The sequence below is a fragment of the Microbacterium sp. NPDC058021 genome (genome assembly GCF_042885955.1).
Lineage (GTDB): Bacteria > Actinomycetota > Actinomycetes > Actinomycetales > Microbacteriaceae > Microbacterium.
In genome coordinates this window covers 452655-479149 of sequence record NZ_JBHVRF010000001.1, presented here as the reverse complement: position 1 = coordinate 479149, position 26495 = coordinate 452655, and the positions used below count along the sequence as shown (strand labels likewise).

Annotated in this window: 20 protein-coding genes; 7 read left to right on the top strand and 13 right to left on the bottom strand. The window is 70.6% G+C overall.

Translation table 11 applies throughout. The annotated features are described in order from the left end of the window. Positions 1–294 precede the first annotated feature (294 nt). Entirely contained in the window at positions 295–2964 is a 2670-nt protein-coding gene (locus tag ACFVR6_RS02270) for a family 78 glycoside hydrolase catalytic domain (RefSeq protein ID WP_386958412.1), read from the top strand. Continuing rightward, positions 2961–5009, top strand: a complete 2049-nt coding sequence (locus tag ACFVR6_RS02265) for an alpha-L-rhamnosidase-related protein (RefSeq protein ID WP_386958410.1) — start codon at positions 2961–2963, stop codon at positions 5007–5009. Before ACFVR6_RS02270 ends, ACFVR6_RS02265 begins: the two co-directional genes overlap by 4 nt. Before the next feature lie 76 nt (positions 5010–5085). Here ACFVR6_RS02265 and ACFVR6_RS02260 read toward each other — a convergent pair whose 3' ends face one another. Genes ACFVR6_RS02260 through ACFVR6_RS02250 form a run of 3 tightly spaced genes read right to left on the bottom strand, consistent with a single transcriptional unit; the run spans position 5086 to position 8334 of the window. After that, positions 5086–6444: a Gfo/Idh/MocA family protein gene (locus tag ACFVR6_RS02260; protein ID WP_386958409.1), complete on the bottom strand. Its 1359-nt coding sequence runs from the start codon at positions 6442–6444 to the stop codon at positions 5086–5088. Beyond that, complete coding sequence (locus ACFVR6_RS02255) at positions 6441–7346, bottom strand: carbohydrate ABC transporter permease (protein WP_386958407.1); 906 nt, start codon at positions 7344–7346, stop codon at positions 6441–6443. Before ACFVR6_RS02255 ends, ACFVR6_RS02260 begins: the two co-directional genes overlap by 4 nt. A 40-nt stretch (positions 7347–7386) precedes the next feature. After that, positions 7387–8334, bottom strand: a complete 948-nt coding sequence (locus tag ACFVR6_RS02250; protein WP_386958405.1) for a carbohydrate ABC transporter permease — start codon at positions 8332–8334, stop codon at positions 7387–7389. Between the two features lie 308 nt (positions 8335–8642). Here ACFVR6_RS02250 and ACFVR6_RS02245 point away from each other — a divergent pair, with 308 nt between their 5' ends. Together ACFVR6_RS02245 and ACFVR6_RS02240 are read left to right on the top strand one after the other, a co-directional pair. Beyond that, on the top strand, positions 8643–9959 hold the full coding sequence (locus tag ACFVR6_RS02245; protein ID WP_386958404.1) for an ABC transporter substrate-binding protein: 1317 nt from the start codon (positions 8643–8645) through the stop codon (positions 9957–9959). Between the two features lie 113 nt (positions 9960–10072). Beyond that, positions 10073–11710, top strand: coding sequence for an MGH1-like glycoside hydrolase domain-containing protein (locus tag ACFVR6_RS02240; RefSeq protein ID WP_386958402.1), 1638 nt, complete (start codon positions 10073–10075; stop codon positions 11708–11710). 158 nt (positions 11711–11868) lie between these two features. Here the strand turns inward: ACFVR6_RS02240 and ACFVR6_RS02235 are convergent, their stop codons facing one another. Continuing rightward, positions 11869–13266 (bottom strand): glycoside hydrolase family 5 protein, encoded by a 1398-nt coding sequence (locus ACFVR6_RS02235; RefSeq protein ID WP_386958400.1) that lies wholly within the window; start codon positions 13264–13266, stop codon positions 11869–11871. A 175-nt stretch (positions 13267–13441) separates the two neighbouring features. On the opposite strand from ACFVR6_RS02235, the gene ACFVR6_RS02230 reads away from it, so the two are divergent. Together ACFVR6_RS02230 and ACFVR6_RS02225 are read left to right on the top strand one after the other, a co-directional pair. Next, positions 13442–14449, top strand: a complete 1008-nt coding sequence (locus ACFVR6_RS02230) for a LacI family DNA-binding transcriptional regulator (RefSeq protein WP_386958398.1) — start codon at positions 13442–13444, stop codon at positions 14447–14449. Between the two features lie 142 nt (positions 14450–14591). Further along, positions 14592–14729 carry a hypothetical protein gene (locus ACFVR6_RS02225; RefSeq protein ID WP_386958397.1) on the top strand — a complete coding sequence of 46 codons (138 nt, stop codon included), beginning with the start codon at positions 14592–14594 and terminating at the stop codon, positions 14727–14729. 53 nt (positions 14730–14782) lie between these two features. On the opposite strand, the gene rhaS is transcribed toward ACFVR6_RS02225, so the two are convergent. From rhaS to ACFVR6_RS02205, 4 genes are read right to left on the bottom strand one after another with little or no spacing between them, the layout of a single operon-like run. After that, complete coding sequence (rhaS, locus tag ACFVR6_RS02220) at positions 14783–15826, bottom strand: rhamnose ABC transporter substrate-binding protein (RefSeq protein WP_386958395.1); 1044 nt, start codon at positions 15824–15826, stop codon at positions 14783–14785. Beyond that, entirely contained in the window at positions 15823–16938 is a 1116-nt protein-coding gene (locus ACFVR6_RS02215; RefSeq protein WP_386958393.1) for an ABC transporter permease, read from the bottom strand. Before ACFVR6_RS02215 ends, rhaS begins: the two co-directional genes overlap by 4 nt. Next, positions 16935–17972, bottom strand: coding sequence for an ABC transporter permease (locus tag ACFVR6_RS02210; protein ID WP_386958391.1), 1038 nt, complete (start codon positions 17970–17972; stop codon positions 16935–16937). The genes ACFVR6_RS02215 and ACFVR6_RS02210 overlap by 4 nt, the downstream gene beginning before the upstream one ends. After that, positions 17969–19495 (bottom strand): sugar ABC transporter ATP-binding protein, encoded by a 1527-nt coding sequence (locus ACFVR6_RS02205; RefSeq protein ID WP_386958389.1) that lies wholly within the window; start codon positions 19493–19495, stop codon positions 17969–17971. The genes ACFVR6_RS02210 and ACFVR6_RS02205 overlap by 4 nt, the downstream gene beginning before the upstream one ends. Positions 19496–19652: 157 nt before the next feature. On the opposite strand from ACFVR6_RS02205, the gene ACFVR6_RS02200 reads away from it, so the two are divergent. Next, positions 19653–20663, top strand: coding sequence for a LacI family DNA-binding transcriptional regulator (locus tag ACFVR6_RS02200; RefSeq protein ID WP_386958387.1), 1011 nt, complete (start codon positions 19653–19655; stop codon positions 20661–20663). 126 nt (positions 20664–20789) lie between these two features. On the opposite strand, the gene ACFVR6_RS02195 is transcribed toward ACFVR6_RS02200, so the two are convergent. The 5 genes from ACFVR6_RS02195 to ddaH all read right to left on the bottom strand — a co-directional run bounded on the left by ACFVR6_RS02195 (position 20790) and on the right by ddaH (position 26444). Then, positions 20790–21635 carry a transglutaminase family protein gene (locus tag ACFVR6_RS02195; RefSeq protein ID WP_386958385.1) on the bottom strand — a complete coding sequence of 282 codons (846 nt, stop codon included), beginning with the start codon at positions 21633–21635 and terminating at the stop codon, positions 20790–20792. After that, entirely contained in the window at positions 21632–22564 is a 933-nt protein-coding gene (locus ACFVR6_RS02190) for an alpha-E domain-containing protein (RefSeq protein WP_386958383.1), read from the bottom strand. Before ACFVR6_RS02190 ends, ACFVR6_RS02195 begins: the two co-directional genes overlap by 4 nt. Continuing rightward, positions 22545–24233, bottom strand: a complete 1689-nt coding sequence (locus ACFVR6_RS02185) for a circularly permuted type 2 ATP-grasp protein (RefSeq protein WP_386958382.1) — start codon at positions 24231–24233, stop codon at positions 22545–22547. The genes ACFVR6_RS02190 and ACFVR6_RS02185 overlap by 20 nt, the downstream gene beginning before the upstream one ends. 98 nt (positions 24234–24331) lie before the next feature. Further along, positions 24332–25555 carry an ornithine--oxo-acid transaminase gene (gene rocD, locus ACFVR6_RS02180; protein WP_386958380.1) on the bottom strand — a complete coding sequence of 408 codons (1224 nt, stop codon included), beginning with the start codon at positions 25553–25555 and terminating at the stop codon, positions 24332–24334. Position 25556: 1 nt separating this feature from the next. Beyond that, complete coding sequence (gene ddaH, locus ACFVR6_RS02175) at positions 25557–26444, bottom strand: dimethylargininase (RefSeq protein ID WP_386958379.1); 888 nt, start codon at positions 26442–26444, stop codon at positions 25557–25559. Between the last annotated feature and the right edge of the window lie 51 nt (positions 26445–26495).

Here is a 26495-nt window from a genome sequence, read left to right as displayed (position 1 = left end):
CTTCGTTCCGGCGATTGATTGAAGCGATTCACTTCACGGTGAATGTACGTCCCCCGTGACGGTGCTGTCAAACAGCACTTCCTTGTTTTTCCGCGCGAGAGCCGACGTCGTTACGACATCGCAACAATGGCGCGAAGTTCCGCATTTTTCCCGCATCTGGACTGCGGTTGACGATCAAGCCCGCTCGACCGTACAGTCGGGAATGCGTACTTGAAGCGATTCAAGCCGGCACCGCATCACGCGGCTGGCACCCCATACCTGCGGCAACGCCGGCCGCCCGAGAGGAAGCAGACGATGACCGTCTTGTCGACCACCCAGTCCGACGCGCACACGCGAGTGACCGAATTGCGCTCGCAGTTCGACCCCCGGCTGGTCGCGGTCCCGTCCGGCGAAATCCGGCTGCGGTGGAGCGTCGCCTCCGAGACCCCGGGCCTGACGCAGCAGGGTTACCAGCTGCAGTGGCGTCGCGGCGACGGCGCCTGGATCACGGGCGAGCCCGTCGCGAGTGACGCGGCCATCGACGTGCAGGCCGGCACTGAAGCGCTTCTCCCCCGTGAGGTCCGCCGCTACCGCGTGCGCCTGGTGACCGAGGCCGGGTGGACGCCGTGGAGCGACGAACTCGTCGTCGAGGGAGCCCTCTCCGGGGCCGACCTCCACGCCGACGTCATCGACATCGCCAGTGAGACCGAAGGGCCGACGCCGATCTTCCGGCGGGAGTTCACCCTGACCACAGCGCCCCGGCGCGCCCGGCTGTACATCTCCGCGCTCGGTGTCTACGAAGTGCGCATCAACGGCGAGCGCGCCACCGACGGCATCCTGAACCCGGGGTGGACGTCGTACCAGGAACGCATCCTGCTCGACACGCTCGACGTGGCGCCGTTGCTGCGCACGGGCGAGAACGCGATCGAGATCACCGTCGGTGACGGCTGGTACCGCGGCCGCATGGGCTTCGCCGACCGCCGCGAGATCTACGGCGACCGCATCGGCCCCGTCGCCCAGCTCGAGGTGACCGACGCCGACGGCGCGCGCGCCACGATCGTGACCGATCCGTCGTGGCGCGGCGGCTTCGGCGCCGTGCGATCGGCGAGCATCTACGACGGCACGCACACCGACCTCACCCTCGCCGTCGACAGCGACGTGGTCGGGTTCGACGACGCCGAGTGGATGCCGGCGCGCACGGTCCCCTTCGACCGCGCCCTGTTCGTGCCGCGCCCGGTCGCGCCGGTGCGCGAAGTGCAGGCGCTGCCGATGTCGGCCACCGAGCGAGCGGGAGCGGTCGCGCTGGATGCCGGTCAGAACATCTCCGGCTGGGTGCGGCTGGAGGTGGAGGGCCGCCGCGGCGATACCGTGACCGTGCGCCACGCCGAGGTGCTCGAGCCCGACGGCGCCCTGCACACCGCGGCGCTGCGCACCGCCAAGGCCACCGACACCTACGTGCTCGGCCGCGACGGGCGCCAGATGCTGGAGCCGGCCTTCACCTTCCACGGCTTCCGCTACGCCGAGGTGACCGGCGACGTGCGCGTGCTGTCGGCGACCGCCGTCGCCATCTCGAGCGACCTGGCCCCCCGCTCCGAATTCAGCAGCTCCCACGCGGCGCTGGACCGATTCCACGAGAACGTCGTGTGGTCCCAGCGCGACAACTTCGTCTCGGTGCCCACCGACTGCCCCCAGCGCGACGAGCGACTGGGCTGGACCGGTGACGCGCAGGCATTCGCAGCGACGGCGAACACGCTCTTCGACAGCGAGTCGTTCTGGGCGTCGTGGCTGCGCGACCTCGAGGTCGAGCAGAACGACGACGGCGCCGTGGCATCCCTCGTGCCCAACATCATCCGTCCCGGTGACCTGCTGATGGGCGGTGAGGCCGTCGACGACATGGGCCGCGCCGGGTGGGCCGATGCCGCCACGATCGTGCCGATGTCCACCTACGACGCCTACGGCTCGACCGACGTGCTGCGCACCCAGCTGCACAGCATGCGTCGCTGGGTCGACCACCTGCGCCGGCGCGCCGGCGACGACGTGCTGCTGCCGGAAGAGCCGTTCCAATACGGCGACTGGCTCGACCCCGACGCTCCGGGAGACCGCCCGTGGGAGGCCAAGACGTCGCCCCTGTTCGTCGCGAACTGCTTCTACGTGCAGTCGGCTGCGCTCCTCGCGCGCGCCGAGGCGATCCTCGGCGAGGAGGGCGCCGAGGCGCACGCCGACCTGGCCGCCCGCGTCGCCGAGGCGGTGTGGCAGCGCTGGGGCGACGAGGCGATGCGCACGCAGACCGGCGCCGCGCTGTGCCTCGAGTTCGGAATCGTCCCGGCCGCCGAGCGCGCCACCCTCGCGGCATCCCTCGCCGAGAACGTGCGGGCCGAGAACGGTCGCATCGCCACCGGGTTCCTCGGCACGCCGCTCGTGCTGTTCGCGCTGAGCCGCAACGGGCACCTCACCGAGGCGTACCGGATGCTCCTGCGTCGCGAGGCGCCGTCGTGGCTGTACCAGGTCGACCGCGGTGCCACGACCGTGTGGGAGCGGTGGGACGCGATCCGCCCCGACGGCACCATCCACACCGGTGCCATGGATTCCAAGGAGGGAGACACCATGATCTCCTTCAACCACTACGCCTACGGTGCCGTCATCGACTGGGTCTACCGCACGGTCGCGGGCCTGGACCCCGTCGAACCGGGGTACCGCGTCGTGCGGATCGCGCCGCGCCCGGCCGAGAGCCTGCGCCACGCGCGGGCCCGGGTGCAGACGTCCTACGGTGCGCTCGCGATCGACTGGACCGTCTCCGCCGGCGGCGCACTCACCGCCGAGATCACGGTTCCGTTCGGCGTGCGCGCCGAGCTCGACCTGCCGACGACCGACGCGTCGACCGTGACGGTCGACGGCGGGGCGGCACCGACCTTCCTCACCCACGGCACCCACCGGGTCGTCGTGACCGCCGCCGCGGTCGTCCCCAGCGACGCCCCGTCGACGTGACCGATCCCCTGCCGGCCGCGCCGCCCGCCCGGTGGGAGCGCGACGATCTCGTGCGCCTCTCCCGGGCGGCCGGCGCCGACACGCTGCCGGACGCGCCGGTCGCGGCATCCGGCCGGGCATGGTTCTACCCGCGGGAGCAGTACGAGGCCGGCGCCCTCCACCGCGTGATCGACGAGGGGCGCCGGGCCAATCGGCACGTCGACTACGCCGAGAACGTGGGCGGCACCGCGGTGCGGGCGGTGTTCCGCTCGGTCGTCCCGCGGTCCGCCGCGCCGTTCGCCCTGCACACGACCGGCGAAGCCGTCGTGCGGGTGAACGGGATGACGGCGCCCATCGGTCCCGGCGGGGAAGTGGAGCTCTCGGGCGACGCCCTCGGCGGTGTGCTCGAGATCGAGGTGCGTACCGCGGGAGACACCGTGCCGCCTGCCGCCGCCCTGCCCGAGGACGATTGGCGGTGGGAGGCGTCCCTCGACGGTGACGAGTGGGAGCCGGTGGAGGCGCGCGCGGGCGACGACGTGCCCCCGCATGAGCGCGGCGAGCCCACCGTGGCCCTCCCGCTGACGGCCACGTCGCCGTCGATGTACGCGCTGCCGGCGCCCGTGCTCGGGCGGGTGGAGATCGTCGCGGCGACGCGACCCGTGCTCACGACGGGGGAATCCGAGGCCGAGGCCGCTGCGGGCCCCGCTGCCGGCGAGAGCCGGTTCGACCTCACCGAGACCGCCCCCGGTGTCTACCTGAGCGACCATGCGCTCGGCTTCCGGTACGCCTCGATCACCGGCGCCTCGGCGGATGCCGTGACGGTGCACGCCCATGTGCGCCCGGCATCCCGGCGTGGTGCGTTCCTCACCGACGACCCCACCCTGAACAGCATCTGGGCGACGAGCGCGTACACGCTGCGGCTGTGCATGCAGACCTTCCTCGTCGACGGCATCAAGCGCGATCGCATGCCGTGGATGGGCGATCACGCCCTCGGCGTCCTGACCGATGCCGCCGCTCTCGGCGACGCCGAGATCGTGCGCACCACGCTGCGTGCGCTGGGGCGGCCGCGCGAGGGGTACGTCAACGGCATCTCGGACTATTCGCTGTGGTGGGTCATCTCGCACGGGCAGTATCAGCGGCAGTTCGGCGATGCCGCGTTCGCCCGTGCGGATGCGGCGCACCTGCACGCGTTCGTGGCCGACCTGGCGGCGCATGCCGACGCAGACGGCGTGCTGCGTCCGCCGCGGGCCGCGGGATCCTTCGCGCACGCGGGCCCCGGTGCGGTCTTCCTCGATTGGGGCGTGACCGTCCGCGAGGACGGCGTGTCCACGGCCCTCCAGATGCTCTGGTACTGGGCGCTGACCAGCGCCAGAGCGGTGCTGGAGGTGGCCGGGCACCCGGGCGCGCCGGAGTGGGCGGCGATGGCGACGCGACTGCGGGCGACGCTGGCGACACGCGCGTGGCGAGCCGAGGCCGGGCTGTGGAGCGAATACCTCGACGAGGCGGAGTGCGCGAGCGCCTACCCGAACTTCCTCGCCGTGCTGGCCGGGATCACCGTCGGCTCCCCCGCCGCGGCATCCGACCTCATCGCGCGCTCGTCCACCGGGACACCCTTCATGCGCGCGTTCGCCCTCATGGCGCTGGGCCGGCTCGGCGAGCGCGCCACCGCGGTGGCCGAGGTGCGCCGGCTGTGGTCCGGCATGCTGGATGCCGGGGCGACGACGTTCTGGGAGGACTTCGACGCCGAGGGGACGGCGTGGCAGATGTACGGGCGCCCGTTCGGCAAGAGCCTGTGCCACGCGTGGTCGGCGGGGCCGGCGGCGCTGCTGCCCGAGCTCGTCCTCGGCATCCGTCCCCTGGCCGACGGATGGCGGAGGTTCACGGTCGCCCCCTGCCTGGGGTCGCTGGGGTGGGCCGCGGCGGTCACCCCCACGCCTCACGGTGACATCGTGACCGATGCCCGACCCGGAACCGTGCACGTGCAGGTTCCCGCGGGCACGACGCTGGTGACCGAGTCCGCCTCCTACCCCGGCCCCACGCGAGTGAGCATTCCCACCCCCGAGTGAGCATTCGCGGTCGCGAGTGAGTATTCGCGCCGATACTCACTCGGCGCGACGAATGCTCACTCGACGCGACGAATGCTCACTCGGGAGCCAGGGGGAGGTTCAGGGCGGCGGTGGGGACGGCTTGGCCGGTGGCCAGCGACCGGTTGCCGGCGAGACCCACGGCCATCGACCGCACGCCGTCGCGCCAGGTCGACGCGCGACCCAGCGGGTCGTCCCCGACGCCGCGGAAGACGTCGTCCAGCAGCTGCGCGTCGCCGCCGCCGTGCCCGCCGGCACCGACCGGGATCGGCACCTCCCGCGCCGCCTCGAAGTGCCGCTGCACCAGCAGCCGCTCCGCCACCGGCCGCGCGGCGCTGCGGGCCACATGCTCGGGTCGCGCGCTCGGGTCCACGATCGACGACGGCCGGCCGTTGTCGCCCAGCAGCACGGCGCCGCGCTCCACGACCGACAGCTCCGCCCGCCCGCGGGTGCCGTTGATCGCGACGACGTACCCCTCCCACGGCGCGTGGGCGTTGAGCCCGTACGACATCGACGCCCCGCGGGCGTAGTCCACCACGAGCGAGAGGTTGTCCTCGATCGTGATGCCGGAATCGAACACGTCGCGATCGCGCAGGTACCCGTCGTGGTGCTCCTGCTCGAGATACAGCGCCCGCAGCGTCGGGTCGTCGCGCAGATCGAGGCTGAACGCGTCACCGAGCGGCGAGTCGGTCGTCCCCCGCTCGGGCCGCGGGCCCATCCCGCGGCGCGCCGCGTTGTCGGCCCCGTAGAACCGCAGTCCCCCGCTGGCGAACACCCGCGTCGGGGTGTCGTCGATCCACCAGTTGACCAGATCGAAGTGGTGCGACGCCTTGTGCACGAGCAACCCCGCCGAGCACTGCTTGTCGCGGTGCCACCGGCGGAAGTAGTCGGCGCCGTGCGCGGTGTCCAGCACCCACTCGAAGTGCACCGAGGTGACCTCCCCGATCTCCCCGGATGCCACGACGCGCTTGAGTTCGGCGTTGCGCGGCGAATACCGGTAGTTGAAGGTCACGATCACCTGGCGCCCGGTGCGCTCGGCGGCATCCGCGATGCGCCGCACCCCCTCCTCGGTGGTCGTCAGGGGCTTTTCCACCACGACGTCCGCGCCGGCCTCCAGCGCCGCCACGACGATGTCGGCGTGGGTCCAGTCGGGGCTCGTGACGATGACGCGCTGGATGCCATGACGCGCGACCGCGGCCCCGACCTCCGCCGCATCGAACCGCGCGGGCGCCGCGGCACCGGCATCCGTCACCCGACGCTCGTACCAGTCCACCCGGCCCGGGTTGGGGTCGGCCCAGGCGACGAGCTCCGCAGTGTCGGCGTAGGGTCCGGCGAGCGCGTCGATGTACATCTGCGCCCGGCTGCCGGTACCGACCAGCGCATAGCGGGTCAGCGCGGTCAGGGTGCCGCCGCTCACTTGATGCCCGTCGTCGCGATGCCCTTGACCAGGTACTTCTGACCGATCAGGAAGGCGAGGAACAGCGGGATGAGCGAGACCACCGACATCGCGAACATCGCCCCGTAGTTCGACGACGACTGCGCGTCGATGAAGCCCTTGAGCGCGACCGACACCGGGAAGTTCTCGCGCGTGCGCAGATAAATGAGCGGACCGAAGAAGTCACCCCACGTCCAGATGAAGGTGAAGATCGTCGTCGTCGCGAGGGCGGGCACCATGAGCGGCAGGGTGATCTGCCCGAAGATGCGCGCGTGCCCCGCCCCGTCGATGCGGGCCGCCTCGAAGATCTCCTTCGGGATGCCGCGGATGAACTGCACCATCAGGAAGATGAAGAACGCGTCGGTCGCCAGCAGCTTCGGGACGATGAGCGGGAGGAACGTCTCCAGCCACCCCAGCTCCCGGAAGATCACGAACTGCGGCACGAGCACGACGTGGAACGGCAGCATGATCGTGCCGAGCATGATCGCGAAGTACGCATTGCGTCCCCAGAACCGCAGCCGCGCGAAGGCGTACGCCGCCAGCGAGCACGACACCAGGTTGCCGATGATGGCGCCGACGACCAGGATCGTGGAGTTCCCGAGGAACACCGTGAACGGCAGCTGCTGCGCCGTCCAGCCGTGCACGTAGTTGTCCGCCGTGAGATCGGTGGTGAAGATGCCGAGGTCGGTGAAGATCTCGTTGTTCGGCTTGAACGAGGACACCACCAGCCAGATGAGCGGGTAGATCATCACGATCGACAGCGCGATGAGGCCGGTGTGTTTGAACACCGAGCGGATGCTCGATCGTCGCCGCATCCGCCGGCGGGCCTCCTCGCCCGCGTCGGGCAGCACGACGGCGAGGGTGTCGTCGGTGGTCGTGGTCATGGCACTCTCTTCCGCGCGGGTCAACGTCGGGACGGGCTGCTCAGTCGTCATAGAACACCCAGTACTTCGACAGCCAGAAGTTCAGCAGGGTGAAGGCGGCGATGATCAGCAGCAGGAACCAGGCCATCGCCGAGGCGTAGCCCATGTTGAGCTCGGTGAACGCCTCCTTGTAGAGGTAGAGGGTGAAGAACATCGTGGAGTCGGACGGGCCGCCGGTGCCGCCGGAGACGATGTAGGCCTGCGTGAACGACTGGAACGCGAAGATGATCTGCAGCACCAGGTTGAAGAAGATGATCGGTGTCAGCAGCGGAAAGGTGATCGCGAAGAACCGCCGCACCTTGCCGGCGCCGTCCATCTGCGCGGCCTCGTAGTACATCTCCGGGATCTGCCGCAGCCCCGCCAGGAAGATGACCATCGGCGACCCGAACGTCCACACGTGCAGGATGATGATCGTCGCGAGCGCGTAGTCGGGGTGGGAGATCCAGCCAGGGCCCTCGATGCCGAACCAGGCGAGGAACCCGTTGACGATCCCCTCCTTGCCGAACACCTGGCGCCACAGGATCGCGATGGCGACCGAGCCGCCCAGGAGGCTCGGCAGGTAGAACACCGAGCGGTAGAAGGCGAGCCCTCGCATGCCGCGGTCCAGCAGCATCGCGACGGCGAGCGCGAGGGCGAGCTGCAGCGGCACCGACACGAAGACGTACGTGAGCGTCACCCGGAGGGAGTTCCACAGCCGCGCGTCGCCGAACATCTGCACGATGTTGTCGAACCCGGACCACTCCGGCGGCTGCAGCAGGTTGTAGTCGGTGAAGGCCAGGTAGAGCGAGGCCAGCATGGGTCCGACGGTGAAGACGATCAGCCCGATCAGCCATGGCGCGAGGAAGAGATACCCCGCCTTGTTGTCGGGGTTGCGCGCGCGTCCGCGGGCCGCACCGGCCGTACGGCGCGGTCGGATCGCGATTTTGCGCAGTTCGCCGATGCTGCTCACAAAGACCTCCTCGTCCTCGTTCCGGCACGTGAGAAGAAACCGCTTTCACGTGCGCCGATCAGTATGGACCACCAGCGGCGATGACGTCAAACGCCCCGCAGCCCTTGAAACAGTGCGGATGCCGCGGCAGACCCCGATCACCCCGGAATAACGACAATGCAACAACAATTGACAGGGACGGGGCTCGCTGCTACTTTCCGGTGAAAGCGGTTTCTGCGGATGCCGCGTGCATGCCCGACCGGCGCCCCGTCGCCGGACGAGGGGCGCCAGAGCCGGCTCCCCCGGAACACGACATGGAAAGAGGCGCAATGACGCGTTCAGCACGACCCCTCGCGGCCCGCGCGGCCGCCGGAACCATCCTCGTCACCGCCCTCGCCCTCGCGGGCTGCGGCGGCGCCGCCGAACCCGCCCCTGCCGAAGCGGGCTTCGACCCCGAAGCCGAGATCGAACTCCACATCGCCTGGTGGGGCAATGACGAACGCTCGGCCATCATGGCCGAGGCGATCGACCTGTTCGAGGAGGAGTACCCCAACATCACGGTGGTGGAGGAGCCCGTCGGCGCTCCCGACGACCTCTTCAACCGCCTCGCGACCGACTTCGCCTCCGGCACCGCCCCCGACGTCTTCGCCCTCGGCGGCGCCAAGCCGCAGGAGTACGGCGCGGCCGGCGCGCTGCTGGACCTCGCGACGGTGCAGGAGTACCTGCCCACCGACGCGTACCCCGACTTCACCCTCACCAGCGCGACCGTCGACGACACCCTCTACGGCCTCCCCACCGGCGGCAATGCGATCGGGGTGCTGGTGAACCCCGCGATCTTCGAGGCCGCGGGCGTGGACCTGCCCGACGAGTCGTGGACCTGGGAGGAGTTCGGCGAGATCGCCAATGAGATCTCCGCCAACGCCGGCGACGGCATCGTCGGGCTCGACCTGCGCGTGCAAGACGTGCTGGGCACCTACGTCGCGCAGTACACCGAAACCGGCATCTACGACTGGGAGGGCGACCTGTCGGTGGATGCCGACATCATCCAGCAGTGGTACGAGATGGAGCAGGAGCTCGTGGCATCCGGAGGCCTGCCCGACCCGTCCGTCATCGTCGAGCACTGGAACGTCACTCCCGACCTCAGCCTGTTCGGCACCGGCAAGGCGGGCATGTCCTTCGCCTACAGCAACCAGATCGGCGCATACGGCGCGGGCACCGGCGCCGAGGTGCAGATCCTCACGCCGCCGACGTCGACCGATGTCTCGGGCGTCGCCGTGCTGCCGTCGCAGTTCTGGGCCATCGCGTCGGAGTCGAAGCACCCCGAGGCGGCGGCGCTGCTGGTGGACTGGCTGCTCAACCAGCCCGCGGCGGCCGAGCTGATCCTCGCCAACCGCGGCCTCCCGTTCAACCCCGAGACGCTCGCCGTGGTCGAGCCGCTGCTGGCCCCCGCCGACGCGCAGTCGGCCGAGTACCTCGGCACCGTGCTCGAGGTGGGCGTGCACGCACCGCCGCAGCCGGCCGGCGGCGCCATGCTCAACGAGTTGTCGCAGCGCATCGAGTCGGACATCCTGTTCGGCAACACCAGCGTCCAAGACGGCGCGCAGCAGTGGATCGACGAACTGTCGGCGGCTCTCGCCGACGACTGAACCCGAGCGGCACCGGGTGGGTGGGCCTCGTGAGAGGTCCGCCCATCCGGCGTCTGCGGGCGCCGCCGCCGAGACGGCACCGTGATCCCGCCGACATCAGCATGAAGGATGCCATGACCGCGATCGACCGGGCGCTCGCCCGCCTGCGTGAGACCGGTGCGCCGCTGCCGCACGCGGGCGACGACGACGCCGTCGCGCGGGAGATCCGCGCCGGCGGCATCCGTTTCGTCGCCCTCGGCGGCGGCCTCGAACAACGCTGGCAGCGCGCGTGGGAGGAGCTGCGGGGGTGCATCGCGCCGATCGGCGCGGGCGAGCCGCTGCTGCGGGAGGGCGGCGCGTACGACGGCGCGTGGCTGGAGAGCACCGCCACGATCAACGCCGAGGTGCTCGACCGGTTCGCCCCCTCGGTGACCCGCGCCACGCACCTCGCCTTCGCCGCCGCGCAGCGCGACGACGGGCTGCTGCCGTACAAGCTCACCCCCGACGGCGCGGCGTTCACGCAGATCCAGACCGTGACGCCGCTGGCCCGCAGCGTCTGGAATCACTACCTGCTCACCGGGCGCGACCGCGACTACCTCGCCCGCATGCACGCCGCGATGGTGCGCAACGATGCGTGGCTCGCCGCGCATCGCGACACGCGGGGCACCGGTGGCGTGGAGGCGTTCTGCACGTTCGACACCGGACACGACCTGTCCCCGCGCTTCTGGCACCTGCCCGAGCGCTGTCATCACGGGGATGCCGCGACCTACGACCCCGGTGCCCCGCTGCTGCCGCTGGTGGCCCCCGATCTCACCGCGAACGTCGCCTGCCAGCGCGAGTACCTCGGTCGCATCGCCGCGGAGCTGGGCGAGGATCCGGCGCCGTGGACCCGCAAGGCCGCGGCATCCCGCGGCGCGCTCATGCGGGAGTGCCACCGGGGCGGCATGTTCTACGACCGGGCCGCCGACGGCAGCCACGTACGCGTGGACTCCGACGTGCTGCTGCGGGTGCTGGCGTGCGAGATCGGCGACGACGACCTGTTCGCCACCGCCCTCGAGGACCACCTCATGAACACGCGGCGGTTCCTCTCGCAAGCCGGCTTCGCCTCCATCGCGATGGACGATCCGCGCTTCGACGGCGACCACACCCGCAACTCGTGGGCGGGCCCCGTCAACGCCCTCAGCCTGCTGCGGGCGCCGCACGCCTTCGAGCACCACGGTCGCGTCGCCGAACTCGCCCTCACCCACGAGCCGCTGCTGGCGGCGATGGCCGGGCACGATCGGTTCGCACAGTGCTACGACCCGTGGTCGGCCGACGCCGGGTACACCGAGGCGTATTCCCCCTCGATCCTGTGGCTGCTCGATGCGCTCGAGCGGGCCGCCGGGGTGCTCCCCCGTCCCGACGGCGAGGTGTGGCTGAGCGGCCTGGTGCCCGCCCGGCTCGGCCACGGCCAGGCGGCCACCGCCACCGGCGCCGCCCGCACCGTGCGCGGCATCCACTACGAACTCGTCGGCGACGACGAGCGCATCGAGGTGCACCGTGACGGCACGCTATGGCTGGGCTTCCCGCGCGGGTGGCGGGTCGTGCTCGACGCGCGGGGCGAGGTCGCGGCCGTGGTGGGGCTCGCGGCGGGTCGGGTGAGCGGCATCCTGTCGATGGCCGGCGCCGACCCCGGGATCGCCCTGGACCTCGCCCCGAACGACCGCGTGACGGTCACCGGCGGTCGCGCGGGTGACGTGGTCTCGCGCGGGTTCACCCCGCCGCGGTCGTGACCCGAGGGGGAGCGCCGGGCTCCGACGGGCAGTCCACGCCGTTCCCCCGCGCGGCGGGATGCCCGGGCTCACCCGTCCCGCAATGCCCCTTCACCAGAGGGCAAGGCACATTGCGCGACAGGTGAACGCCGGGCGGGCGGGGGCTCCGCCCGTCACCCTCAGCTGCGCAGGTGCTCGCGGATCACCGCCGAGAGCCCTTCCCGCTCATCGCAGGCGTCGAAACGGAAGGATGCCGCCAGGTCGCGGGCGCGCTCGGGCGTCGCCCCGGAGAAGCGGTCGGCGAACTGCTCGGCGAGCGGTTCGGCGAACAGGATGTGGCGCACCAGCACCGCGATGTGCGGCTGGCGACCCCACGGGTACGGGGCGTAGTCGGGGAATTCGCGATCGAAGAGGGCGTCGATGGGGTCGAGCACCTCGCGCACCCCGGCATCCGACCCGCCCCACGAGTCCACGCCCAGCCGCCGCTTCTTCTCCACCAGGTCGCCCACGAGCTCGAGGTACACGCTGCCGGGGCGCGCCGTGACCAGGCCCTGCAGCCCGATGTCCTTGTAGGTCCACAGCGCCCAGCTCGCGCCGTGCTCGCGGTAGATCTCCAGCTGGTCGCGCAGCAGCTGCAGGCGCCAGGGATCCTGGGTGCGATCGTCGGAGTACACCGGCCCGAACTCGCCGATCCAGATCGGGGTGCCGGTGCGGCGCATGTACTCGGTGCGGCGCAGGAACGTCTGCTCCACGACCGAGCGGTCGAAGTACTCGCCGCGCGTGACGCCCGGGTACGCCGTCGCGCTCGTGATCCCCGGCAGCGCGTAGTCGTGCGCGGTGTAGACGGTGTTGGCCATCGGCTCGGCGCGGGCGTCGAGGAACGAGAAATCGGTGGAGTACCGGTTGCCGTCGAGGAACAGGATGTGCCGCGGATCGATCGCCCGGATGGCGCGTTCGAGCCGCTCGTAGAACGCCGGCAGGGCTCGGCCGCTCGGGTCGCTCGGCTCGTTGATCGGGTTGAAGCCCGCGACCTCGGGGCGGTCTTTGTAGCGGTCGGCCAGCGCCTCCCACAGGTGCACGACGCGGTCCTGGAAGTGCCGCTGGTTCCAGAACTCGGCGCGGTGGGTGGGGTTGTCGCTGTGCCAGTGCTGGTTCTGCCGGCCGGGGAGTGCGTGCAGATCGATGATCGAGTAGATCCCGTGACGTGCCAAGAGCGTCACGACGCGGTCGAGCCGCGCGAAGCCGTCCTCCTTCAGCTCGAACGGCGCCGCGTCGTCTTCGAAGTGGCGGTAGTTGATCGGGATGCGCACACTGTTGAACCCGAGGGATGCCAGGTGCGCGGCATCCTGCTCGTCGAAGAAGTCGCGGGTGAAGGCGTCGAAGTACGCGTCGTACGCCTCGCGTCCCATCCGGTCGCGCAGGAGGCGGCGGATCGTGCCCTCGTCGCCCGGGTAGCCGGTGATGAAGTTCTCCATGTTCATCCAGCCGCCCAGACCCACGCCCGCCAGGCGCACGGGGGTTCCGGTGGAGTCGACGAGGTCGGTGCCGGAGACGGCGAGGAAATCGAGAGTGGTCACGGCGCTCCTTTGTGTCGTGTTCGCGCCAGCCTACAAGAAACCGCTTTCTCGCGCGGTGGCGTTCGGTCACGGATTCTGTGGTGCAGCGCGCGGTTCTTCGCGGGAAAGCGGTTTCAGCTTCTAGGATGATCTCGGACCGCGGCGATGACGCCGACACCGGTCCGGGAGGGACCCGATGGCCAAGCGCCCGCGCGCCACAACGATCTCCGACGTCGCGACGCACGCCGGGGTCTCTCCGGCGACCGTGTCGCGGGTCATGAACGGCAACTTCCTCGGCGAACCGGCGATCGCCGAGCGCGTGCGGGAATCGGCCCGGCAGCTGGACTACTCCCCCAATCACCTGGCGCGCTCGTTCGCGCTGGGCCGCACCAAGGCGATCGCGTTCCTCGTCCCCGACCTCGCCAACCCCGCGTTCCAGACGGTGCTGGCCGGGCTGAGCAAGGCCGCCGCCGCCGACGGGTACCGCGTGCTCGTCGCCGATTCGGCCGAGTCCCCCGACGATGAGCCGGTGCTGGCCGCCGAGGTGCGCAGCCGCTGCGACGCCATCGTGCTGTGCGCGCCGCGGATGAGTGAGGACGATCTGGAGCGCGCCGCAGCGACGCTGGGCCCGGTGGTGCTGATGAACCGGTCGAGCCCTCGCGTGAGCGCTCCGACGCTGTCGGTCGATTCGCGCGCCGGATTCGAGCTGATCGCGCAGCACCTCTACAGCCTCGGGCACCGACGCCTCGTCTACGTCGCCGGCCCCGAGGGCGTCGCCAACGCCAACCGCGTGAAGGGGCTCGGCGACTTCGCGGAGGACCTCGCCGACGTGACGATCACCCACGTCCCCGGCGGTGCGGGCAGCGAGGACGGTCTCGCGGCGGTCGAGGCCGTCATCCGGTCGGGGGCGACGGCGGCGCTGGCCTTCAACGACCTGGTCGCAGTGGGGCTCGTGCACGGCCTCGTCGAGCGCGGCATCCACGTGCCCGACGACATCTCGGTGACCGGGTTCGACGACATCCCGTTCGCGCGGTTCCTCTCGCCGTCGCTGACGACCGCGTCGGTGCCGCACGACGTGCTCGGCACGCTGGCGTGGAGCCGGATGCAGTCGCTCATCAGCGGCGCAGCACCCGAGCACAACGTCGTGTTCCAGCCACGCCTCGAGACCCGCCGCAGCACCGCCGCCCCGCCCGCTGCCGAGTGAGCACTCGTCGCGCCGAGTGAGCATTCGTCGCGCCGAGTGAGTATTCGTCGCGCCGAGTGAGTACTCGGCGCGAATGCTCACTCGGCGTCATGAATGCTCACTCGACCACCCGAATACTCACTCGGCGGCATAACCTGGCGGCATGGAACGCGACAACGAGCCGATCGACGACGACGCGCCGCTGGGCGGCGACGAGACCACCGAAGAGCAGCTGGATGCCGACAACGAGGCCGAGGAGCAGACGCTGAAGACCCTCGACCCCGACAGCCCGCCGGCCTGACGCGACCGGGCCCGGCAGGGGATCTCCCCCACCGGGCCCGGTCCGCCGGTGACTCAGAAGTCGAAGTCGCCGATGTTCTCCGCATCGAACACGTACGGGTCGCCCAGCAGCACGGTGGCGTCGGGACCCACCTCGTACGAGCCGAGCTTGCCGGCTTCGAACGTGTCGCCCTCTTCGCCGGTGATCTCACCCGTGATGAGCGCCTGCGCCGCCCACGCCGCGAGGTAGCCGAGGTCGGCCGGGTTCCACAGCGCGAACGCCGTGACGGTGCCGTCTTCGACGTACTCGCGCATCTGGTTCGGCGTGCCGAGCCCGGTGAGCGCCACCTTGCCCTTGTACTCCGACGTCGACAGGTACCGCGCCGCGGCGGCGATGCCCACCGTGGTCGGGGAGATGATGCCCTTCAGCTCCGGGTAGGTCTGCAGCAGCGCCGCCGTCTTGTCGAACGACGTCTGGTCGTCGTCGTCACCGTAGACGACCTCGACGACCTCGATGTCGGGGTGGCTCGCGGCGAACTCCTCCTGCATCAGCTCGATCCAGGCGTTCTGGTTCGTCGCATTGGCCGAGGCCGACAGCACCGCGACCTGACCGGCGTCGCCGATCTGCTCGGCGATGAGGTCGACCTGCACCTGCGCGATGCCCTCGGCGGTGGCCTGGTTGATGAACAGGTCACGGCAGTCGGGGTTGGTGTCGGAGTCGAAGGTCACGACCTTCACTCCGGCGCTGCGCGCCTCGTCCAGCGCGTCGCAGATGGCCTCGGGGTCGTTCGCCGACACCACGAGACCGCCGACGCCCTGCTGGGCGGCGGTCTGGATGTAGCTGACCTGGGAGGTGGGGCTCGCCTCGGTGGGACCGACTTCCTCGTACGTCCCGCCGAACTCCTCGATGGCCTCTGCGCCCCCGGCATTCGACGTGTCGAAGTAGGGGTTGCCGAGGTTCTTCGGCAGGAACTGGATCGACAGTTCCGCATCGCCGTCGCCGCCCCCGCTGCCGCCGTCGTCGCCTCCGCTGCCGGCGCAGCCGGTGGCCACGAGCAGGGCGCCCAGGGTGAGCGCGACCACGGCGCCTGCGCGCCGGTTCCGCTTCATTCCCATCATCTCTGTTTCCTTCCTTGGTGCGAGGTGCTCGCATGGTTGTGGGTTTCGTCACCGGCAGCGCCGCCTTCGGCGCTGCGTCTTCCCCTTCGTCTTCCGACGGCTGCGGATCTCCGCTGATGCAGCCAGGCCAGAAGGCTTGCCGACACCACCGAGAGCACGAGCAGCACTCCGGTGATGACGTTGATGATGTCGCTCGTGATGCCGGCCAGGCGCAGCGCGCTGCCGAGGGTCCCGATCAGCAGCACACCGGCGATCACGCCGTGCAGCGCTCCGCGGCCGCCGAAGATCGACACGCCGCCCAGGAGCACGGCGGCGATCACCTGCAGCTCCATCCCCATGGCGTTGTCGCCGCGGGCATTGGAGTACAGCAGCGTGAAGTAGACCCCGGCGAACCCCGAGACCGCGCCCGAGAGCACGAACAGCGTGAACTTCGCCCGCCCGACGTCGATGCCCGAGAAGTGGGCGGCCTCCTTGTTGAGCCCGATCGCGTACAGCGACCGGCCGAACGGCGTGAAGTGCAGCAGCACGGCGAACACGGCCGCGAGGATCACGAACACGATCATGATCATCGGCACCGGCGTGCCCGGGATGTTCGCCTTGGCGAGGTCGGTCCACTCCTCGGGGAAGCCGGTGATCGCCGTCGTTCCGAGCAGCCCCACCGCGATGCCGCGGAACAGCGCCAGCGTGCCGATCGTCACCGCGAGCGAGGGCAGCCCCACGACCGTCACGAGGAAGCCGTTGAACGCCCCCGCGACCGCGCCAACCACGACCGCCAGCGCCGCCGCGAGCGGGAACGGGAGCCCCGCCTGCGTCAGGATGCCGGTCATGACGCTCGACAGCCCCACGATGCTCGCGACCGACAGGTCGATCTCCTCGGTGATGATGATGAGCGTCATCGGCAGCGCGATGAGCAGGATGGGCGCGATGTCGCGCAGCAGATAGGTGACCGTGAGCGGGCTGTCGAAGTTGCGCACGGATGCCAGCGCCACCACGATCACGACGATGAGCAGGGCGATGATCGCGGTCTCGCGCGTCAGCAGCAGCCGGCGCCACGCGGGACGCGCGTGCGCCTGGTAGACCCGCGCGGTGGCGGCATCCGTCACGACGGTCATCGGTCGACCTCCCGTTGGGCGATGAGTCGTCGATGCTGGCGCACCGCGAGCAGGCGATCGAGCACGATCGAGCCGAGGATCAGCACGCCGACGACGGCCCGCTGCCAGAAATCGTCGATGCCGAGGATCGGCAGCGCCCGGTTGATGGTCAGCAGCAGGAAGGCGCCGATCGCCGCGCCCCAGACCGTCCCCACGCCGCCGGAGATCGCCACCCCGCCGATCACGGCGGCGCCGATCGCCTGCAGCTCCCAGCCGAAGCCGGCAGCGGAGCTCACGGTGCCGTAGCGCGCGGCGTACAGCACCCCGGCAAGGCCCGCGAGGGCCCCCGACACGACGAACGCCGTGATGATGCGGCGGCTCACGCGCAGGCCGTAGAGGTGCGCGGCATCCGGATCGGACCCGATGGCGTAGAGCTCCCGGCCGCCGCGGATGTTCCGCAGGTACCAGGCGGCGGCCACCAGCACCACGAGCGCGATGATCGTGAGGATCGGGATGCCGAGGAGATGCTCGGTGCCGAGACCGCGGAAATCGCGGGGCAGGTCGGACGCGTTGATGCGGTCGCTGCCGGTCCAGGCGACGTTGATGCCGCGGTAGATGTACATCGTGCCGAGCGTGATCACGAGCGCCGGCACCTTGGCCCACGCCACGAGCACGCCGTTGACGGCGCCGAGCAGGCCGCCGAGGAGGACCCCGGCGACGAAGACGACGATGATCGGGATGCCGGGGATGTCGATGAACAGCCGGCCGGTCAGGTAGGCGGTGAGGCCGACCACCGATCCGACCGAGAGGTCGACGCTGCGCGTGATGATGACGAACGCCTGGCCGACGGCGACCAGCAGCAGCAGCGACGGCGTCAGCAGCAGGTCGCGGAATCCGTCGGAGGAGAACAGGAACGTCGGGTTCGACGCGGTCGCTGCCACGATCACGAGCACGAGGGCGACGGCGATGCCGGTCTCACGCGCGGTGGCGATGCGCCGCACGATGCGCGACGCGCCGCTCGTGCCCGGCTGCACGGGAGTCAGGGTGGTGCTCATGCGGCGGCCTCCGCCGGGGCGGTCGCGGCGAACATCACAGCTTCGGGGGTGGCTTCGGCGCGCGGGAGCTCCGCCGTCAGCCGCCCTTCGCGCATCACCAGCACGCGGTCGGCCATGCCCAGCACCTCCGGCAGCTCCGAGGAGATCATGAGGATCGCGATGCCCTGCTGGGCCAGTTCGCTCAGCAGGCGGTGCACTTCGGCTTTCGTGCCGACGTCGATGCCACGGGTGGGCTCGTCGACGATGAGCACGATGGGCTCGGTGGCGAGCCATTTGCCGAGCACGACCTTCTGCTGGTTGCCCCCGGAAAGGGTGCCGGCCTCGGCATCCAATGCGGCCGTCTTCACCTCGAGCCGGCTGGCCCACACCCGTGCCGCCTCGTTCTCGAGCCGGTTCCAGATGAGCCCCCACCTGGCGAGCTTCGAGCGGATCGTGAGGGTGATGTTGCGGGCGACGCCGTCGTCGAGCACGAGGCCCTGCTTGCGCCGGTCCTCCGGGACGAGCGCGATGCCGCGTGCCGTGGCCGCGCGGGGGTCGCCCTTGCGCAGCACCGCGCCGTCGAGGACGACGCGGCCGGATTCGTAGGTGTCCACCCCGAACACCGCGCGCGCCACTTCGCTGCGGCCGGCGCCGACGAGACCGGCGAGCCCGACGATCTCCCCACGACGCAGCGTGAACGAGATGTCGCGGAAGACACCGGTGCGGGTGAGGCCCTCCACCTGCAGCACGACGTCGCCGATGGCGGCGGGCTGCTTCGGGAACATCTCGGTGACGTCGCGCCCCACCATCTGGCGGACGAGCTCGTCGACGGTGGTCTCGGCGATGGGCGTCGTCTCGACGTACGACCCGTCGCGCATGACGGTGACGGTGTCGCACAGCGCGAACACCTCGTCGAAGCGGTGGGAGATGAACAGCAGCGCCCGGCCCTCGTCGCGCAGGCTCCGGGCGACGGCGAACAGTCGCTCCACCTCCACACCCGACAGCGCCGCGGTCGGCTCGTCCATGATCAGCACCCGGGCATCCAACGAGATGGCCTTGGCGATCTCGATGATCTGCTGGTCCGCGATCGAGAGTCCCTCGGTCACCCGGTCGGGATCGAGCGCGACGCCGAGGCGCCCGAAGATCTCGACCGCCTCGGTGCGCATGGCTTTGCGGTCGATGCGGCCGAAGCGGTTGGTGGGCTGGCGGCCCATGAAGATGTTCTCCGTCACCGACAGGTCGGGAAAGAGCGTCGGCTCCTGGTAGATCACCGCGATGCCGGCGGCCTTGGACTGTGCGGTGCTGGTGAAGTCCACCGACTCGCCCTCCAGCAGCAGATCGCCCGCATCGCGACGGTAGAGCCCGGCGATGATCTTCACGAGCGTGGACTTGCCGGCGCCGTTCTCGCCGATGAGCGCGTGGATCGATCCGCGGTCGAGCGTGAGACTGCCCGAGCGCAGCGCCACCACCGGCCCGAACGACTTCACGACGCGTTTCAATTCGAGCGCGTGCGGGGGATCGGGCGTATCGGCGTCGAAAGCCACGTCTACTCCTCCTCTTCGAGGGTGCACATCGGGTGTGATTGAATGATCTGAATCGATTCAGGTCATGTTCACGGCTACTCTATGGATGCCGCCAGGGGCGGTCAAGTCGCCAGACGACAGTGATCGAATCGTGATCCGACGACACAACGGAGGTGCCATGCCGGTCAGCATCCGCGATGTCGCGCAACGGGCGGGCGTCTCGGTGGGCACCGTTTCCAACGTGCTGAACCGCCCCGACGAGGTGTCCTCCGACTCGGTCGAGCGCGTCACGCAGGCGATCGACGAGCTGGGCTACGTGCGCAATGACGCGGCGCGCAAGCTGCGGGCGGGGGTGTCGACGACGGTCGGTTTCGTCGTGCTCGACGGGCAGAACCCGTTCTACACCGACGTCGTGCGGGGTGCGGAGGACGAGGCGACCCGTCACGGGATCGCGATCCTCTACGGCAACACCGACGAGGACGTCTCGCGCGAGCGCCTGTACATCGACCTGTTCCACGAGCAGCAGGTGCGCGGGCTCCTCATCGCGCCTTACGGCGATGTCACCTCGCGGCTGCAGCGGCTGCGGGCCAGTGGCATCGCGGCGGTGCTGGTGGACCGGTTCAGCGGGGACGGCCGATTCTCCTCGGTGTCGGTGGACTCCATCGCCGGCGGCCGACTGGCCGTGACGCATCTCATCGAGACGGGGCGGCGGCGTATCGCCTTCGTCGGGGGTCCGTTCGACATCCGCCAGGTCACCGACCGGCTCGCCGGGGCGCGGGCGGCGGCCGAGAACGCCGGCACGCCGGTCGACCTCGAGGTCGTCGCGACCGGCGCGATGACGGTGGATGAGGGCGCTCGCGCCGGCGCGCGTCTGCTGGCACGGCCGCGTCACGAGTGGCCCGACGCGCTCTTCGCCGCCAACGACCTCGTCGCGCTCGGCCTGCTGCAGTCGCTCGTGGTCGACGGGCGCGCGCACGTGCCCGACGACATCGCCATCATCGGCTTCGACGACATCCCGTTCGCCGCGGCGGCCGCGGTGCCGCTGTCGTCGATCCGCCAGCCGAGCCGCATGATCGGGCGCACCGCGCTGCGCATCGTGCTGGAGGAGGCGGCGGACCCCGCCAGCATCCCGCGCCAGACGGTGTTCCCACCGGAGCTCATCGTGCGCGCATCGACCGCCCCGCGCTGACCGCTCCCGAGTGAGCATTCCCGCCCGCGAGTGAGTATCCATCGCGTCGAGTGAGTACTCGGACGAGTGCGCACTCGGCGCTGCGAATACTCACTCGGCGCCGCGAATACTCACTCGGCGGCCGGGTCAGGCCTCGCGGGTGATCGTCACCTTCACGTGCAGGTCGCTCGTGAACGTGCCGCCGTAGACGCCGCGCAGCGGAGGGACGTCGTTGTAGTCGCGGCCGCGGCCGACCAGCACGTGACGCTCACCGATCTCGGTGTTGTTGGTGGGATCGAACCCCTGCCAGTCGCCCGCGAACCACTCCACCCAGGCATGCGATTCGCCCGTGACGGCGACCCCCACCTCGGCCTCGGGGTCGGGGTGAAGGTAGCCCGAGACGTACCGCGCCGGAATCCCGACGGCGCGCAGGGCCCCGAGCGTGATGTGCGCGAGATCCTGGCACACCCCGGTGCGCGCTTCCCAGGCCTCGGCCGCGGTGGACTGCACGCCGGTGACGCCGTACATGTACGTCATGGCCTCGCCGACCGCGACGGCGATCGCATGCGCCGCGGCGGCGGGGCGGTCGTGGCGGGCGGCGATCGTGCGGGCGAGGTCGGCGACCTCGGGGTGCGGCGCCGTGCGCGGCGACTGCGCGAGCATCTCCACGGTCGACACGGCCCGCTGCGCTTCGGCGGCGAGGTCCTCCCACGAGATCGCGGGGTGGTCCTGCGGGCGCGGGCGGACCTCCACGAGCGAGCGCGCCGTGATGCTCAGCGCGGTGTGAGCCGACAGCACGTCGAACGACGCCACCCGCGTGCCGAAGTAGTCCACGTACTGGTTGACGCTCGAGGAGGGCTCGATGTCCAGCGACGAGCTGAGCACGAACTGGTTCTCGGTCGACACCGGCAGCATCCGCGCCTCGTTGTACGACGCCGACACCTCCCCCGGATACGTGAACCCGGTGGCGTGCTCGATCCGCAGCCGCATCATGAGATCTCCCCCACCCAGCCGGGCTCGGCCTGCGTCGGGAAGAACCGGTGGCGGATCGCCTCGGATGCCTCCCGCGTCACCGTCTGCACGCGTTCCATGTGTTCGGGAAGCTCCCCCAGGATGTCGCCGATCGGGCTGTATTCGAGGTCGTTGCGGATGCGCCCCAGCGCACGGGCGACCGCGTTGGAGTGCCCCACGCGGTCGGCGCGCGGGTCGATCGCGGCCATGCACTCCTCGGCGCGCTGGATCGAGTAGATGATCGAGCGCGGGAACAGGCGGTCCAGCAGCAGGAACTCGGCGGCGTTGCGGGAGCTCGGCATGCCCCGGTAGGTGCGCACGTACGCCTCGTACGCGCCGCACGAGCGCAGGATGGTCGTCCACGACGGGCCGGATGCCTCGGTCAGCGACCGCGTCGCGAGCATGCGCGCCGTCATGTCGGTGCGTTCGATGCTGCGGCCGAGGGTGAAGAACTGCCACGCCTCGTCACGGCTCGTGGAGGAATCGACGATGCCGACGGCGAGCGCGGAGCGCTCGCGCACCCACTGGAAGAACTCATGCACCTTCTCGGACTGCAGCCGCCGCGGCATCCGTGAATTGGTCGTGTTGAGGGTCTCCCACAGCTCGGTGGAGACGATCTCGCGGGCGCGGCGGGCGTTCTCCCGCGCGGCCTGCAGCGAGTACGCGATGCTCGACGGGTTGTTGCGGTCCACGGCCAGGCGGGCGAGCACGTCCTGGCGCTCCACCTTGTCGAGGGCATCGGGGGTGGCCGAGCCCATGACGCTCAGGAGCGACCGGCACGCGGTGTCCTCGTCGATCCACGGGTCCTCCAGCAGCAGCTGCAGGTGCACGTCGAGGATGCGGGCGGTGCCGTCGGAGCGCTCGATGTACCGCCCGATCCAGAAGAGACTCTCAGCGATCCTCGAGAGCATCTGTCCCCTCCTCGCGGGTCTGCTGCTGCTGCTCCTGCTGCTCGGTGGTCGAGCGCGGGCGGTCCTGCGGGGAGTGGGCGGGCTCCGGCTGCCCGTCGTAGACGATCGGGATGGCCTCGGTCACGGCCGCCTGGTCGGCGACGAGACCCGAGAGGCCTTGCCCCTGCCCGTACTCCACGCGGCCGGGGGCGGAGCCGCCGACGATCCAGGTGTCCTTCGAGCCGCCGCCCTGGCTGGAGTTGACCACGAGCTGCCCTTCGGGGAGCGCGACGCGGGTGAGCCCGCCCGGCAGCACCCACACGTCGTCGCCGTCGTTGACGGCGAAGGGACGCAGGTCCGCGTGACGCGGGCGCATCCCGTCCTCGACGAGCGTCGGAATGGTGGAGAGCATGACCACCGGCTGCGCGATCCAGCCGCGGGGATCGGCGCGCAGCTGCGTGCGCAGCTTGTCCAGTTCGGCGGGCGAGGCATCCGGCCCCACGACCAGCCCCTTGCCGCCGGAGCCGTCGACGGGCTTGACCACCAGCTCGTCGAGCCGGTCGAGCACCTCCTCGAGCGCCGCGGGGTCTTCGAGCCGCCACGTGTCGACGTTCTTGAGGATGGGTTCCTCGGCGAGGTAGTAGCGGATGAGGTCGGGCACGTACGTGTAGAGCAGCTTGTCGTCGGCGACGCCGTTGCCGACGGCGTTGGCGATGGTGACGTTGCCGAGACGAGCCGCGAGCATGAGGCCGGGGGCGCCGAGCATCGAGTCGGCGCGGAACTGCAGCGGGTCGAGGTAGTCGTCGTCGACGCGACGGTAGATGACGTCGACGCGCTGCGGCCCGCGGGTCGTGCGCATGAACACCTTGCCGCCCACGCACAGCAGGTCCCTGCCCTCGACGAGCTCGACACCCATGAGCCGGGCGAGGAGGGTGTGCTCGAAGTAGGCGGAGTTGTAGACGCCCGGGGTGAGCACGACCACGTTGGGGTCCTCCACCCCCGACGGCGCAGAGGCGCGCAGCGCCGCGAGCAGCTTGTTGGGGTAGTCCCCGACGGGGCGCACGCGCATCGACACGAACAGCTCCGGCAGCGTCTGGGCCATGACGCGGCGGTTGGAGATGACGTAGCTGACCCCCGACGGCACGCGCACGTTGTCCTCGAGCACCCGCATCTCGCCGTGCTCGTCGCGGATGAGGTCGATGCCCGACACCTGGATGCGCACGCCGTTGGCGGTGTGGATGCCGGCGGCCTGCCGGTAGAAGTACTGCGACGAGGCGATGAGCCCGGCCGGCAGCACACCGTCGCGCACGCAGTGCTGGTGCCCGTAGGTGTCGTCGAGGAAGGCCTCCAGCGCCAGCACGCGCTGCTTCACCCCCGCCTCGATGCGCGACCACTCGTCGTAGTCGATGATGCGCGGCACGGCATCGAGCGGGAACGGCCGCTCCTCGCCGGCGAAGTCGAACGTGACCCCCTGCGCGAGGTAGGAGCTGGCCAGCGAATCGGTGCGACCGCGCAGCTCTTCCTGGGTCATCTGGGCCAGCGCCTGGTACAGCTCACGGTAGGCCCGACGCGACGGCGCGGGGGCTCCGGGGTGATCGGGACGACCGAACATCTCGTCGAACGCGGGCACGCCGGAAGGCGTCTTGCGGGGCGCCAGCGTAGAGCCGTAGCCGTCGAACAGGTCACCCATGCATTCACCCTAACCGCGGCGCATTGCCGCGGTGTTTCGGCGGCGTGGACTTGACAGCGGGCGCGGCATCCCCCGTCTGCAACGAGGGGATGCCGGGGTCAGCCGAGGACCACCCGCAACTGCTCGACCGCCCAATCCAGCTCGGTCGCGCGCACCACCAGCGGCGGTGCGATGCGGATGGTCTGGCCGTGGGTGTCCTTCACGAGCACCCCGCGTCCGAGCAGCCGTTCGGCGATCTCCCTGCCGGTGCCGCGGGCGGGGTCGATGTCGACGCCGGCCCAGAGGCCGGCCGTCCGCACGGCGGTCACGCCGTGGCCGATGAGCTCCCGCAACTGCTGGTCGAGGTGCTCCCCCAGCGCCTGCGCGCGGGTCTGCAGGCGTCCGGTGGCGAGCATCTCGACCACGCGGAGGCCCACCGCCGCAGCGAGCGGGTTGCCCCCGAAGGTCGAGCCGTGCTCGCCGGGGCGGATGACCCCGAGCACGTCGGCATCGGCGACCACCGCCGACAGCGGCAGGATGCCGCCGCCGAGCGCTTTGCCGAGCAGATAGACGTCGGGGACGACGCCTTCGCGGTCGCAGGCGAAGGTCGCCCCGACCCGGCCGAGCCCCGATTGGATCTCGTCGGCGATGAACAGCACGCCGCGGCGCGTGCAGATCTCCCGCACCGCGGCGAGGTAGCCCTCCGGCGGCACGATGACGCCCGCCTCGCCCTGGATCGGCTCGACGAGCACCGCCGCGGTGGTGTCGTCGATGGCGGCCTCGATCGCGGCGGCATCGCCGAACGGCACTGAGACGAACCCGGGCGCGTAGGGCCCGAAGTCGTCGCGGGCGGTCGGGTCGTCGCTGAAGCCCACGATCGTCGTGGTGCGGCCGTGGAAGTTGTCGTTCGCCACGATGATCGTCGCGGCATCCGCCGGCACGCCCTTGACGCGGTACGCCCACGCGCGGGCGACCTTGATGCCGGTCTCCACCGCTTCGGCGCCGGTGTTCATCGGCAGCACGAGGTCCTTGCCGCACAGGTCCGCCAGCGCCGCGGCGAAGGGGCCGAGCCGGTCGTTGTGGAAGGCGCGGCTGGTGAGGGTGATGCGTCCGAGCTGTTCGGTGGCGGCGGCGACGAGGTCGGGATGCCGGTGGCCGAAGTTCATCGCGGAGTACGCCGACAGCAGGTCGAGGTAGCGCTTGCCCTCGACGTCGGTGACCCACACGCCCTCGCCGGTCGCGACGACGACGGGGAGCGGGTGATAGTTGTGGGCGACGTGCGCCTCTTCTGCGGCGATGACGCGGAGCGCCCCGGTGTCGAGGTTCTGCGAAGCGGTGGTCATGTCAGCCTCTCAGCTCGAGGGTGCAGCACTTGATGCCGCCGCCGCCGAGCAGCAGCTCGGACAGGTCGACGGTCACGGGGACGTAGCCGCGCTCGCGCAGCTGCGCGATGAACCCGACCGCCCGGGGGGAGACGATGACGTTGCGGCCGTCGCTGGCGGTGTTGAGCCCGAAGACGGCGCCGTCGGCGTCGTCGACCAGGATCGCGTCGGGGTAGCGCTCGGCGAGGATCGCCCGCGAGGCCTCGTCGAACGCGGTGGGAAGATAGGCGATGGTCGCCCGCTCGACGCCGCCGGGCCCTTCAACCGGGTCGAGCACGGCGATCGCGGTGTCGAGGTGGTAGAACCGGGGGTCGACCAGACGCAGGCTCACGACCTCACGACCGAAGACCTCGGCCACCTCCCGGTGGCTGTCGCCGACCGAGCGGAACCCGGTGCCCGCGAGGATCGTGTCGCCCACGAGCAGGAAGTCGCCTTCCCCCTCCTGCACCTCGACGGGCTCGACGACGTCGAACCCGTGGTCGGCGAACCACTGCATGAACGGCCGTTCCTCGCCGCGACGCTCGGGCACGCGGAAGCGCACGCCCAGCGCGCGCCCGTCGATGATGAACCCGCCGTTGGCGGTGTAGACCATGTCGGGCAGTCCCGGCACGGGGTCGATCAGCTCCACCTCATGGCCGAGGCGCACGTAGGTGTCGTGCAGGTCCTGCCACTGCCGCAGCGCCTTGGCGGTGTCGGTGGGCCGGTCGGGCTCCATCCAGGGGTTGATGCGGTAGCTGACGGTGAAGTGCTCCGGCCGGCACATCAGGTAGCGGCGGTGCTGGGCGATGCGCTGCGGGGCCACGGGTTCGGGCGTCGACCGGGGCTGCGCAAGGGTGGGGTGCGTGGACATCATGCTCCTTCGCGAAACGCGGCGGACGCCGTCCTCTGGCCCGGTGGCCCT